General features: G+C 33.9%; 8 protein-coding genes, 4 pseudogenes and 1 riboswitch. Of the genes and pseudogenes, 2 read left to right on the top strand and 10 right to left on the bottom strand.

What is annotated here, in order from left to right; all coding sequences use genetic code 11:
* Positions 1-122: 122 nt before the first annotated feature.
* Positions 123-323: a cold shock protein CspA gene (gene cspA / locus ABLV90_RS11090; RefSeq protein WP_002507639.1), complete on the top strand. Its 201-nt coding sequence runs from the start codon at positions 123-125 to the stop codon at positions 321-323.
* Positions 324-744: 421 nt separating this feature from the next.
* Here the strand turns inward: cspA and lysA are convergent.
* The 10 genes and pseudogenes from lysA to ABLV90_RS11040 form a co-directional block, all read right to left on the bottom strand.
* Positions 745-2011 (bottom strand): annotated as a pseudogene (gene lysA, locus ABLV90_RS11085) (diaminopimelate decarboxylase).
* Between the two features lie 3 nt (positions 2012-2014).
* Positions 2015-3088: an alanine racemase gene (locus ABLV90_RS11080; RefSeq protein WP_427704465.1), complete on the bottom strand. Its 1074-nt coding sequence runs from the start codon at positions 3086-3088 to the stop codon at positions 2015-2017.
* Positions 3085-4243, bottom strand: a pseudogene (locus tag ABLV90_RS11075) (M20 metallopeptidase family protein). Before ABLV90_RS11075 ends, ABLV90_RS11080 begins: the two are co-directional and overlap by 4 nt.
* Before the next feature lie 299 nt (positions 4244-4542).
* Positions 4543-5262, bottom strand: a complete 720-nt coding sequence (gene dapD, locus ABLV90_RS11070) for a 2,3,4,5-tetrahydropyridine-2,6-dicarboxylate N-acetyltransferase (RefSeq protein WP_460872639.1) — start codon at positions 5260-5262, stop codon at positions 4543-4545.
* 22 nt (positions 5263-5284) lie between these two features.
* Positions 5285-6007 carry a 4-hydroxy-tetrahydrodipicolinate reductase gene (gene dapB / locus ABLV90_RS11065; RefSeq protein WP_460872638.1) on the bottom strand — a complete coding sequence of 241 codons (723 nt, stop codon included), beginning with the start codon at positions 6005-6007 and terminating at the stop codon, positions 5285-5287.
* On the bottom strand, positions 6004-6891 hold the full coding sequence (gene dapA, locus ABLV90_RS11060; protein WP_427707812.1) for a 4-hydroxy-tetrahydrodipicolinate synthase: 888 nt from the start codon (positions 6889-6891) through the stop codon (positions 6004-6006). The genes dapB and dapA overlap by 4 nt, the downstream gene beginning before the upstream one ends.
* Position 6892: 1 nt before the next feature.
* Positions 6893-7883, bottom strand: a pseudogene (locus ABLV90_RS11055) (aspartate-semialdehyde dehydrogenase).
* Between the two features lie 55 nt (positions 7884-7938).
* Positions 7939-9139: pseudogene (locus ABLV90_RS11050) on the bottom strand (aspartate kinase).
* 86 nt (positions 9140-9225) lie between these two features.
* A riboswitch (Lysine riboswitch) is annotated at positions 9226-9405 on the bottom strand.
* Between the two features lie 181 nt (positions 9406-9586).
* Positions 9587-10417 carry an aldo/keto reductase gene (locus ABLV90_RS11045; protein WP_427704470.1) on the bottom strand — a complete coding sequence of 277 codons (831 nt, stop codon included), beginning with the start codon at positions 10415-10417 and terminating at the stop codon, positions 9587-9589.
* A gap of 245 nt (positions 10418-10662) precedes the next feature.
* Positions 10663-12264: an ABC-F family ATP-binding cassette domain-containing protein gene (locus ABLV90_RS11040; RefSeq protein WP_460872637.1), complete on the bottom strand. Its 1602-nt coding sequence runs from the start codon at positions 12262-12264 to the stop codon at positions 10663-10665.
* Between the two features lie 157 nt (positions 12265-12421).
* Between ABLV90_RS11040 and ABLV90_RS11035 the strand changes: the two genes are divergently transcribed.
* A complete protein-coding gene (locus tag ABLV90_RS11035) occupies positions 12422-13321 on the top strand; it encodes a CvfB family protein (protein ID WP_046465301.1) in 900 nt (299 codons plus the stop codon).
* Positions 13322-13581 lie beyond the last annotated feature (260 nt).

The following is a 13581-nucleotide window of genomic DNA, read 5'->3' as shown; positions in this document are numbered from 1 at the left end:
AATAGTTTTATTCCATATTGCAAAGAATATTGTACTAACAGACTTGAACTGTGAAATTGTATTTTTTGTAATATGCGAATAACGCATATTGAATGAATATTAGTCTTGGAGGTTTCACAGTTATGAAACAAGGTACAGTAAAATGGTTTAACGCCGAAAAAGGTTTTGGTTTTATCGAAGTTGAAGGAGAAAACGACGTGTTCGTACACTTCTCAGCAATTAACCAAGAAGGATACAAATCATTAGAAGAAGGTCAATCAGTTGAATTTGAAGTAGTTGAAGGCGACCGCGGTCCTCAAGCCGCAAACGTTGCTAAACTATAATATAGATTTCTATATTGACTTTATTTAAAAAGAACCTTGTCAAAGGTTCTTTTTTTATATATATAGGCGCCTTTACATTTTAAATATGTTAGGGCGCCTTAATGCATGGGACAAGCATGTAATCCGCTAATGCTTCTTAGATTACATTTTAAATATGTTAGGGCGCCTTAATGCATGCGACAAGCATGTAATCCTCTATTTCCGTCGATGAAATCGAGTTAGGCTTTCTTAATGTGTGCAATATACATATATTCATTCAATATAGGCATTTAAAGAGCTTTCAGTTATAATCATGACCAAATAATCCAGAACTTTATATTGTTTGTTTAACACGCTTAAAACACCATTTTAAGAACATTAAAAAAAGGTTGTTAGCATGCCCAGTAGGGAGTAGCTAGCAACCTTTTTCTTATATAGTCATTTATTTTGTATCATTAATGATTAATTGGCGTAATGATTGACGCTTAATAACTTCTCTTGCTTTTCCATCTTTCAAGAAAAACACGGACGGTTTCTGCATTTGGTTATAATTTGATGCCATTGAATAATGATAAGCACCAGTTGATAGAATAGCTAAATAGTCGCCACGTTTAACTGTACTTGGTAATTGTGCATCTTTGATAATAATATCTCCAGATTCACATAATTTACCTGCCAGCTGTTACAGTTTCATCCTTTGGATCATTTCTATTAACCAGTAGAGCTTCATACTTCGCATCATAGAGAGAGGTACGAATATGATCACTCATGCCACCATCGATTGACACATATTTATTCACATTAGGAATATCTTTAATTGTACCTACTTCATATAAAGTAATACCTGCTTCTCCTACAATTGAACGTCCAGGTTCAATACCAATTTCTGGAATAGGGTAATCAGCTTCTTGTGCTATCGTTTTAATTGCTTCAGTTATTTCTGCAATACCATCTTCGATAGGGAAGCTCACATCACCTTCGACATACTTAATACTAAAGCCGCCACCTAAATTGATCAATTCTATCTGAATGTCATTTTCTTTCAGCCATTGGATAACTAATTTAGTAGTTTCAATCATAGCTTCAGTACCTTCAATTTGCGAACCTACATGGAAGTGAACACCTTTAAGATTTAAGCGCTTAGCATCTTTAACTTTTTTGACACCTTCAATCGCCAAACCATGTTTGATAGACAAGCCAAATTTACTATCTTCTTGTCCAGTTTGAATAAATTCATGTGTATGTGCTTCAACTCCAGGATTTAACCTTAACACTACATTCACTTCTTCACTTGCATAACGGTTAATAATATCAATTTCTTCTAAAGAGTCAATCACAATATAACCCACTTTACTTTCTAAGGCATATTGTATTTCACGTTTTGTCTTATTATTACCATGAAAATGTATGTGTTGTGCATCAAAACCAGCGACTAATGCTGTGTATAATTCACCTTCAGATACTACATCTAATTCGAGTCCTTCTTCTTCTACTAATTTAACCATTTGTAAACAAGTAAATGCTTTAGAAGCATATGAAATATTATAGTTTAATCCGCTCTTTTGAAAAGCTTCATGAAAACGTCTCATTTGTGTTCTGATTTGCGTTTCATCATAAACAATCGTAGGCGTCCCAAAACTTTGTGCTATCGTTTTAAGACTTGTACCTCCAATTGTAAGCTCTCCTTTATCATTGTATTCTACTACCATAATTTATCTATACTCCTTTATTAGTGAGTCATGATTCATCGCGCTTAATTGTTCAGAATTCGCGCCCACACCTTTAAATGTGAACTCATCTACGCGTATATCGTTATTATATAGTATCACTTCATCTTGTGCACGAACATTGCTATCTACTTCCACAAACATATGACTCATCATTAACGCACGTATAGGATAACGTTTACCGTTAATCAATGCTTCGTGTTGTGCTCTTGATTTAAGTATACCATCGCCGTAACCAACATCTACGACTGCTAACCTTGTTTCATCTTGTGTAGCTTCATAAGCAAAACTATACCCACAATAATCTCCTTGATTAACTTCACGCACTTGGATGACATTACCTTTAACAGTCAATGATTGTTTAATTGCTGTTTCCTCTACATGACTGTATGGTCTTGAACCATACAATGCAATGCCAACACGTGCGTGTGTATGATGGAGGAAAACACCATTTTCTCGATAATAACTCGCACTATTTTGAGCATGAATTAGATCAAACTGATAGCCCTCAGTCAATAAAGTATCTACAACGTCTAACCATGCTTTTCGCTCAATTTCATAATCTGGAACATCAAATTCGTCTGCATATCCAAAGTGTGTCCATAAGCCAGTTATTATCATGCGCTGTTCATTTTTATTTTGCGCATGATGTATAAGGACTTCTCTCATTTCTGCAATTGATTTCAATCCTGAACGATGTAATAAATTTTCATATTCTAAATGAACTTGAATATCATATAAATCTTCTACATGTTCATAATAGAAATCTAGAGAAGGTAAAGTCATCTGAATATGATAAGCACGTAGTTTATCGAATTCATAAACTGCATTCATTAAAAATATCGTAGCGTCGGGTGCAAGTTTACGAATTCGGATTGCTTCTCTCAAAGAAGTTGTACTAAAAGTTTGGATACCAGCTTTTTTAAATTGTTGAACAGCAAATTCCAAACCGTAATGGTAAGCATTATTTTTAACTACAGCCATGAGTTGGTTATCTTGCGCTACATTTACTGCATTTTCATAAAATTTCTCTGTATCTACTGACCAAATGGCTGTCATTGTACACGCACCTCGCTATAGGATTTTAGAAGTTGTTCATAATAATCTGCAATACGTATGAGCATATATTCATTAAAATTTAAATGAGCAGTGTGTAAGCCAGTTACATAACCCTTAGCTTCATCTCGTACACCGACAAATACAAAATAACTCGGCGCAAGTTGACTATAAAAGCTGAAATCTTCCCCAAATAAATAAGGTGTAGGTTTATCAATAATTTCAAAATCTGCATTTTCCAATCCAAGTTCAACATGTTTACGTAGTAATGGATCATTATAAGTAGGTGGGTAACCTTCTTCAAACTTCACTTCACATTCTACATTAAATAATAAGCTGACACTTTCAGCAATTTTGGCCATTTGTTGTTTCACGATTTCTAAGTCATGAACATCATATGTTCTGATTGTACCTTCTAGATAACCATGACTAGGGACAGTATTAATCGCTTCTCCGGCTTCAAAATGACCCATATGGACAATATTTCGTTTTAAACCGTTCAAATGATATTGTTGAATTTGTCCTACTTGGCTTAATACATGTTGTAATGCTTCTCCACAAGAATGTCCTTGTTCTTTATCCGCTACATGACTAGAAAGGCCATTTAAATAAAATCTATATTCAGTAGCACTTGCTGTTATTTCTTCATCTCGTATAACAACTTTACCTTCATTTTCAAACGGCATAACATGAATACCAAATACTGCTTCAATTTCATAATTTTTAAAGGCACCAAGCACGAATTAATCGATTTGCACCGCCACCAGTTTCTTCAGCAGGTTGAAATATAAAAACGATACTTTGCGGTAACGTTCCTTGATCAGCCATCGCTTTACATCGTTTAACAAAGAGCATTAACGCAGTAGTGTGCCCATCATGTCCACAAGCATGCATTACATTATCTGTTAAACTTTTGTAAGCTACATCGTTTTCTTCAAAAATAGGCAATGCATCAATATCTGCACGATAAGCTATCGTATGCTCACCGTTCCCAGGTAAATAAGCAACCAACCCTGTATCAAGAGGGCGTTCATAACTGATACCTAATTCATCTAAGAAAGAAGCAATATAGGTAGTAGTTTCATATTCATGTAGACTTAGCTCTGGGTTTTGATGCAAATGACGTCTATGTGTTGTTACGAATTCTAATTCATTCATTTTAAATCAAATCCTTTTAGTTTTATTAATTAACTTCAGACTTTAATCTAAAGCACTTTGTTTATATGTATAAAAAAGCGAAAACATAATATTAAAAAAATGAGGAGGTAAGACCGATTCATCAATGTATAATGGATAGCAACTTTTTAAAAGTTATAAACGCCATCATTTATTACATCTTGTCTCGTCTTAAACCTCCTACATTAATATTTATGGATGTTCGTATTAAGTAGCATAGTTCTGATTATTCTAGAACCATAACTAACTTAGTAAAAGTGGAAATTGCATGAAATTAAGCTTTAGTCATTCAATTTTCTTAAAGCTGAAACGATTTCACGTTTCGAATCTTCAACTTCACTTGTCTGTTTAATTACTTTAGCAGGTGTACCCGCAACAACTGATCCAGTCGGCACATCTTGCGTTACGATTGCACCTGCAGCCACAATAGAGCCTTTACCAACACGAACACCTTCAAGAATAACTGCATTCGCACCAATAAGTACATCATCTTCGATTACTACTGGTGAAGCACTAGGTGGTTCAATGACACCAGCTAATACTGAGCCCGCACCAACATGTACATTTTTACCAGTAGTTGCACGGCCGCCAAGTGTTGCATTCATATCTACCATTGTACCTTCACCAACTACAGCACCAATATTAATTGTTGCGCCCATCATAATCACTGCGCCATCTTCAATAATAGCTTGTTCACGGATGAAAGCGCCTGGTTCAATACGTGCATTTGTGTTAGTTAAATCTTTTAATGGAATAGCCGAATTACGACGATCCATTTCAATTTCTATAGTTTCAATACTAGATTGATTCGCTTCATAAAATGTTTTCCATTCATCAGCTTCACAGAAAACAACTTTTGAATCAGGTGAACCAAACACTTTGAAACTATCAGGGAAGGTTACATTTTCAAAATTTCCATTAATATAAACCTTTAGGGGTGTAGATTTCTTTGCATCACTTATATATTTAATAATTTCTTCTGCCGTTAAATGTTGTACCATAATTTAATACGCTCCTTAGTTTTTATAGGTTATCAAATGTGTAATAATCATTTGCCTTATTGATTAATTTTTCTGCCGCACCGATTGCGCCATTTGCAAAAATATCTTTTGACTGTGCTCGATGCGTAATCTCTATTGTCTCATCAGTACCGACAAATAGCACGTCATGTTCTCCTACAATCGTGCCACCACGAATGGAATGGATACCAATTTCATCTTGTGTGCGTTTTTCAGTATGCTCATGTCTGTCATATACCGGTGTAGATTTTTCTCGCAAGTCATCAATCACATCATATAATTTTACTAATGTACCACTTGGCGCATCCACTTTTTTATTATGATGTGCTTCCGTAAGTTCAATGTCGAAATCTTGTAATAGGGGCACTGCTACTTCTAAAATTTTTGTTAAAGCATGTACACCATAACTCATATTCGCACTGAAAAAGACTGGCATTTGATCACTTAATGCTTTAAGTTTATTGATTATTTCTTCTTTTTCACCAGTCGTTGCTATTACTAATGGTAAATTAAAGTCTTCATCCAATAATGGTAATAACAATTCTGGGTTGGAGAAATCAATTGCAACATCTGCTTCTTTAGCATCTGCTATACGTTCAAAAGTAGGGTACGGGTAATCCTTGGTAGCATCTCGTACAATAACACCAATTATTTCATGTCCTTTTGCTTCAGCTAATCTTGCGACACGTTGGTTCATTGCACCATAGCCTATTAATACTATCTTCATACTTTGTCACCTACTTTAAATTGTTCATACGCTTTTTCTAATGTTCGACGGTCTTCATCTTCTAAAGTTACAAGTGGTAAACGCACCTCGTAATTTCCGAAGCCTTCTACCGCTGTGAGTGCCTTCACTGGAATAGGATTAACATCAACTGCTAATGCATCTAACAATGTTTGAATCGGTTGGAATTGTTTTTCAATATCTTCTCCATTTTGTTTAGCATCATATAACGCTTGAAAAGATTTAGGAATCACGTTAGCTACTACTGAGATAACGCCATGTCCACCTTTATTAAAATACTCAACTACATTGTCGTCATTACCACTATAAAGTGTAAAGTCATTTAAGTTGATACGTGCTTTTACTTCTTCTAAATAATCAAAATCGTTGGTCGCATCTTTTAATGCAATAATATATTCATTCTTACTTAAAGTTTCAACAGTATCTGGTTCTATAGTCATATTTGTACGAGAAGGCACATTATATAATATGACTGGTAATTTAATCGCATCTGCTATTTTCGTAAAATGAGCAATTAAACCACGTTGATTCGTCTTATTATAGTAGGGTGTGATTAGCATAATTGCATCTGCACCAATTTCTTTAGCACGAACTGAAGCTTGAATTGATTTTTGTGTGTTATTCGTACCTGTACCGGCAATTACAGGAATGCGTCCATTTACATAATTTACGACTACTTCTAATATTTGATCTTTTTCGTCATCAGTTAATGCCGGATTCTCAGCTGTAGTACCATTTACAACAATCGATTTCACATCATTTTCAATTAAGTATTTCAAATGTCTTCTAAGTGCATCATAATCTACTTCATTGTGTGTAAAAGGTGTTGTTAGAGCGACACCTACGCCTTCAAAAATATGTCCCATATTATTTTACTCCTTTCAAGCTCATAACTTGTTCAAGTATTTGCACTGCATTCAATGCCGCACCTTTCAATAAGTTGTCAGAAGTACACCATACATGGAATGTATTATCTAATGTTTCATCACGGCGAATACGTCCTACAAATATTTCATCTCTGTCTGTAGAATTAATAGCTAATGGATATACATTATTTTGTGGATCATCTTCAAGTACCACACGGTCATCATTTTCAAATAATTCTTGAATTGCACTCACTGTAGCTTCTTTTTCTAACGTTACACTCATGTGAACACTATGACTGTCTTGAACTGGCACACGTACACAAGTAGCTGTAACTTTCAATTCATCATCTTTTAAGATTTTACGTGTTTCGTCTATCATTTTTTGTTCTTCTTTTGTATACCCATCTTCAAGGAAAGTATCAATATGAGGTAATACATTATTATAAATAGGGTGTGGGTATGCTTCAGGTGCTTTACCATTTGCTCCCTCTGCTAAATCTTGTTTCCCTTTTACCCCAGAACCCGAAACTGCTTGGTATGTCGTATATGCAACACGTTTCAAACCAAATTCTTCTTGTAATGGTTTAAGTGGTACAACTGATTGTATTGTTGAGCAATTTGGATTTGCAATAATTTTTCTGTCTAATACAGGTTCGTTAACTTCTGGAACGATTAAGTCTACACCTTCAGTCATTCTCCATTGGCTTGAATTATCAATGACAATTGCACCCGCTTGTTCAAAAATAGGGGAGAAGTGTTCACTTGTACTTCCACCAAGCACTCATTAATACATAATCAAATGATTCCTTAGTCGCTTCTTCTGTTAATTCTCTAACAGTATAGTTTTTACCTTGAAATTCAATGTTTTCACCTGCTGAGCGAGCTGAAGAGAACAACACTAACTCATCAAACGCCACACCTTTGCGATCTATTGTTTCTAACATTTTTCTTCCTACTAAACCTGTTGCGCCCGCCAATGCTAATTTTGTCATATACCATACACTCCATTTTTATTATTTTAATAAATCTTAATTATATTCCGAAAATTCAGATATCAAAAGCTTGATAAAGGGTTCGAACAGCTCGTTCGCCATTCTCAGCATCTATCACACATGAAATACTTATTTCTGATGTTGTAGTTTGATAAAATGAAATATCGTTTTCAATTAAAGTAATGAATGCTTTTGATGCTACACCAGAAATATCACGCATACCAGAGCCAATTAAAGAGATTTTAACGTATGCTTCATTAATTTTGAAGTCTAATGCATTAAACTGTTCTTTTAAAGTTTCTAATATGGTTGAAATCTGAAAAGCATCTGTATCTTTAATAGTAAAGGACATTTGTAATCCTTCCAAGTTAATAATCTGAGAAATCATATCAACATTAACTGAACCTTCTTCCAATTGAGTAAAGAGCTCAGTAAGTAATCTATTATCTGGTAGGGGATAACTAATTGTAACGTGCATCATATGTGTATCTAACGCCACACCTGTGACTGCTTTTTTCTAATAATTCTGCTTGTGACATAATCCATGTTCCTTTCACATTTGATAAAGTTCTTCCTAAATAAAGCGGGATATGATAGTTGTTTGCTAATTCGACGCTTCTTGTTTCTAATACGCTCGCACCTAATGCACTCATTTCCATCATTTCTTCATAAGAAACGTATTCAAGTCGTTTTGCATCTTTATATAATCTTGGGTCTGTAGCATAGACACCATCGACATCGGTGTATATCTCACATGCCGTGTCATTACTTGCGGCTAAGGCAACAGCAGTAGTATCTGAACCACCTCGACCTAATGTCGTTACTTCAAGTGATTCATTAATGCCTTGAAAACCAGCAACTACTAAAACATCATTTTCTGTAAATGCGATTTCGAATGTATCAGGGTTAATTTCTGCTATTCGACTTTTTAAATGATGTCCAATTGTCTTAATACCCGCTTGATATCCGGTCATCGCTTTGGCGTTTACCCCGATATCATTTAAAACCATAGATAAGTAAGAAACTGTCTGTTGTTCACCGGTTGTTAATAATAGTGCAAGTTCTTGATCTTTAGGGCTTGTAGTTAATGCAGAGACATTAGCCATAAGCTCATCTGTGGTCTTGCCCATGGCGCTAACAACAACAATAAGTTGTTCACCTTGATCAACTCTCATTTTCAACATTTCCGCTATATTTTTTATTTTTGTAAAATCACTTACTGAAGAACCTCCAAATTTCAAAACACTTCTGTTCAATTCTATATCCTCCTCAATCAATAGGGGAGAATCACAGTATTAAAAAAAGAACAAGTTCGGGATGCGAACTTGTTCTATAATTTATATACAAGTGATGCACTCCATTATCTTACAATAATGACAGACTCTTAGCTCTTAACCATAAAGTCCAACGTGTTATAAGCTGCTATTATAACTATTTCGGCATCTCACCCTTTCAAAATTAGCTGCTAGCAGTGCAGGTTCTTCTAATATTTACTAATGATTGATGCGCCTCATCAAAACCATATTTAATTTTTGTTTGTTTATGATTCATATTATACATATGCTTATATGTACTGTAAACCGCTTTTATCAAGTTTTTTAAATTTACTGAAAAATACAACATTATTTTTATACATTTTACGTTATAAGTGTAAATATAATTAAATCTGTTTAATGACAATCACTTTTCTATATTTCCAATTTTTAAAACTCTTCATATGTTGCGGGGTCTTGACCTTTTAATCTACCATCTTTTTGAGATAAGTTGTTTATTTTTTCTACGTCTTCAACTTCTAAGTTAAAATCAAAAACATTTAGATTCTGAATTTGTCTCGTGATAGATGTAGATTTTGGAATTGGCACTACACCTAATTGAACGTGCCATCTTAATATAATTTGAGGTATTGTTTTATTATATTTTTCGGCAATTACAGCGATGTCTTTATCTTTTATTACTTCAGATGCACGACCCAATGGACTCCATGCTTCTGTAATAATTCCTTTTGTATTATTATACTCAACCATATCTTGTTGATTAAAGTACGGATGTAATTCAATCTGATTCACAGTAGGTAAGACACCAGTTTCTTTTTCTAATTTTTCTATATGTTCTGGTAAGAAATTACAAACACCAATAGATTTAATAAGTCCCGCTTTTTGAGCATCAATCATCGCTTGCCAAGCTTCAACATATTTATTATGTCTTGGGTTTGGCCAATGAATTAAATATAGATCAATATAATCAACATTTAATCGATAAATAGATTCTTGTATAGCTGTTAATGCCGCATCATAGTCTTGATAACGACCTGGTAATTTCGAAGTTACAATGATTTGATCTCTTGAAACATGACTTCTTTCAATTGCTTTACCCACTGTACCTTCATTTTCATAGTTATAAGCTGTATCTAATATTCTGTATCCTTGATTTAACGCATTAACGATTGCATGTACACCTTGCGCACCATTTAATTTATATGTACCGAAGCCGATTTGTGGTAAAAGTTGTCCATCAATCATATTTAAATTTTCCATTAAAATAACTCCTCCGTTCATTTGAATTAATTATGATTATATAATTCAAAAATTTATTTTGAAAGTAATTAGCCCAAACAGTGGGGCGCTTCACTCTAAATCAGATGAATAAAGCAAATGAAAAAGACATCTCTAATGCTGTAAAAGCATTAGAGATGTCCACATTTTAAGAGGAGTACACTACATATTAAATAGAATACGCTTCTTATTTATTGCGTTATATTTAAATCAATAACACATGGTTATTATTTTAATACACCAGTTTCTTCTAAATAAGCTCTATAAGTCGTTTCTTTAGAAAGACCACCAGTTGGATTTAAATCAATAACACGGTTTGCAATCGTATTGATGAATTCAAAGTCATAAGATGTAAAGATAATAGAACCTTTGAATGATTTCAAGCCATCATTGACTGCAGTAATACTTTCTAAGTCTAAATGGTTTGTAGGTTCATCCAGTAGTAACACGTTAGAACTTGATAACATCATTTTACTTAGCATACAACGTACTTTCTCTCCACCAGATAAGACACTCGCTTTTTTCTTAACTTCTTCACCGCTAAATAGCATACGTCCTAAGAAGCCACGTAAAAATGTCTCAGTTTGTTCGTCCTCAGGTGCGTATTGACGTAACCAGTCAACTAAGTTTGTATCTACACCTTCGAAGTAGAATGAGTTATCTTTAGGTAAGAAACTTTGAGAAGTTGTTACGCCCCATCTTACTGTACCTTCATCTGGTTCCATTTCACCGACTAAGATTTTAAGTAATGTTGATTTAGCAAATTCACTATCACCAACTAATACAGCTTTATCGTTAGGATCCATAGAGAATGAAATATTATCTAATATTTTCACACCGTCGATTGTTTTAGAAACATTGTCGACATGTAATAAATCATTACCAATTTCACGTTCAGGTGTGAATTTCACAAAAGGATAACGACGAGAAGAAGGTTGAATATCATCAATCTCGATTTTTTCTAATTGCTTCTTACGACTTGTTGCTTGTTTTGATTTAGAGGCGTTTGCAGAGAAACGTGCCACGAAATCTTGTAATTCTTTAACTTTCTCTTCTTTTTTCTTGTTTTGATCTTGAGCCATTTTCATAGCAAGTTGACTTGATTGGTACCAGAAATCATAGTTACCAACAAACAATTTAATTTTCCCATAATCTAAGTCAGCAATATGCGTACAAACATTATTTAAAAAGTGTCTATCATGAGACACAACAATAACTGTATTTTCAAAATTAATTAAGAAATCTTCTAGCCAGCTTATTGCGGGGATATCTAAACCATTGGTAGGCTCATCTAGTAATAATACGTCAGGTTTACCAAAAAGACTTTGTGCTAATAACACTTTAACTTTTTGATTGTTTTCTAATTCAGACATTGTTTTATCTTGTAGGTCTGCTTTGATACCTAGACCAGAAAGTAGGGTACCCGCATCTGCTTCAGCATTCCAGCCGTCCATTTCAGCAAATTCGCCTTCTAGTTCTGCAGCTCTAATACCATCTTCATCGCTGAAGTCTGGTTTCATATAGATTTCATCTTTTTCTTTCATTACTTCATATAAACGTTCGTGTCCTTTAACAACAACATCAATCACACGTTCATCTTCAAATGCAAAGTGATCCTGTTTTAATACTGCTAAACGTTCGTCTTTACCCATAGAAACATGACCAGTTTGAGCATCTAATTCACCTGATAAAATCTTTAAGAACGTTGATTTACCCGCGCCATTAGCTCCTATTAATCCATAACAATTGCCATCTGTAAATTTAATATTTACATCTTCAAATAGTTTACGATCACCAAATCGTAAACTTACATCAGTAACTTGTAACATGCATTTACTCCTTTTCGTTATCCTTTTCGTTAATCTACCGGACAAATTATAACACACTTATCAACTTGTTTCGACCATTCTCGATGTAGTGATGCTAGTTTCTTCATAGCATGTTATAATAAATAAGAATAAATCTGTATGTACGAAGGAGAAAAGTATGGCCCAAGATGAAAAAGATATTGTAGGTTCTATAGAATTTCTTAAAGTTGTTGGATTAGAAGGCTCAACATATAAGTTAAAAGGACCAAACGGAGAAGAAGTTAAACTCAATCAATCCGAAATTAAAGATGAAGACGAATTAAATATAGGGGAAGAATATAGTTTCTTTATTTACCCAAATAGATCAGGTGCATTATTTGCTACGCAAAATATGCCTGACGTAACAACTGATAAATACGATTTTGTAAAAGTATTAAAAGTAGATCGTGATGGTGCGCATGTCGACGTAGGTTTACCAAGAGAAGTTTTAATACCTTGGGAAGATTTACCAAAAGTTAAATCAGTATGGCCAGTACAAGGTGATGAGTTATTCGTTACGTTACGTATTGATAGAGATAACAATATGTTCGCACGTTTAGCAACAGAAACAATAGTAGAACAAACATATAAATCTGTTTTCGACAATGAATTGAAAAATAAAATCATCGAAGCAAGACCATATCGTTTATTACGAATTGGCAGCTTCTTACTATCAAAAGAGGGTTATAAAATTTTTGTTCACGAAACAGAACGTAAAGAGGAACCACGTCTCGGTGAAAATGTAAAAGTGCGTATCATTGGTCAAAACGATAAAGGTGAATTGAATGGTTCATTTTTACCGCTAGCACACGAAAGACTTGATGATGATGGTCAAAACATCTTTGACTTGCTCGTAGAGTATGATGGGGAACTTCCTTTCTCAGACAAATCGAGTCCAGAAGCTATTAAAGAAATTTTCAATATGAGTAAAGGTTCATTCAAAAGAGCAATTGGACACTTATATAAGAACAAAATTATCACAATAGATTCTGGTAAAATTGCTTTAACTAAAAAAGGTTGGGAAAGAATAGAAAAGTAATTCCTTCTATTATAAAGTGATATTTTCATCTAACTTGTTTCATAATAATAATGTCCACAATTTTTAGAATGAATTGGACTTCAAAATACAGTTCTCAACAAATCAATCCTGAAACTACTATTTTTTATATAGTAGTTTCAGGATTTTTTCTTTTTTATATTACAATTCCATAGTTGTTTGTAATATAAAATTCGACCAAAACGTTGTATTATCAATCTTTTCAAGTCACTCCTTTATTAATTCATAGTGTTTATAAACTT

The sequence above is a fragment of the Staphylococcus sp. 2S1 genome, from assembly GCF_046721335.1.
GTDB lineage: Bacteria > Bacillota > Bacilli > Staphylococcales > Staphylococcaceae > Staphylococcus > Staphylococcus equorum_A.
The sequence above is the reverse complement of the archived record's forward strand: the minus strand, read 5'-3'. Positions and strand labels throughout refer to the sequence as shown.

Excerpts from the sequence above, each read along its gene's own strand:
- cspA (WP_002507639.1), top strand. The coding sequence starts at position 123 with ATGAAACAAGGTACAGTAAAATGGTTTAACGCCGAAAAAGGTTTTGGT.
- ABLV90_RS11080 (WP_427704465.1), bottom strand. The coding sequence starts at position 3,088 with ATGACAGCCATTTGGTCAGTAGATACAGAGAAATTTTATGAAAATGCA.
- dapD (WP_460872639.1), bottom strand. The coding sequence starts at position 5,262 with ATGGTACAACATTTAACGGCAGAAGAAATTATTAAATATATAAGTGAT.
- dapB (WP_460872638.1), bottom strand. The coding sequence starts at position 6,007 with ATGAAGATAGTATTAATAGGCTATGGTGCAATGAACCAACGTGTCGCA.
- dapA (WP_427707812.1), bottom strand. The coding sequence starts at position 6,891 with ATGGGACATATTTTTGAAGGCGTAGGTGTCGCTCTAACAACACCTTTT.
- ABLV90_RS11045 (WP_427704470.1), bottom strand. The coding sequence starts at position 10,417 with ATGGAAAATTTAAATATGATTGATGGACAACTTTTACCACAAATCGGC.
- ABLV90_RS11040 (WP_460872637.1), bottom strand. The coding sequence starts at position 12,264 with ATGTTACAAGTTACTGATGTAAGTTTACGATTTGGTGATCGTAAACTA.
- ABLV90_RS11035 (WP_046465301.1), top strand. The coding sequence starts at position 12,422 with ATGGCCCAAGATGAAAAAGATATTGTAGGTTCTATAGAATTTCTTAAA.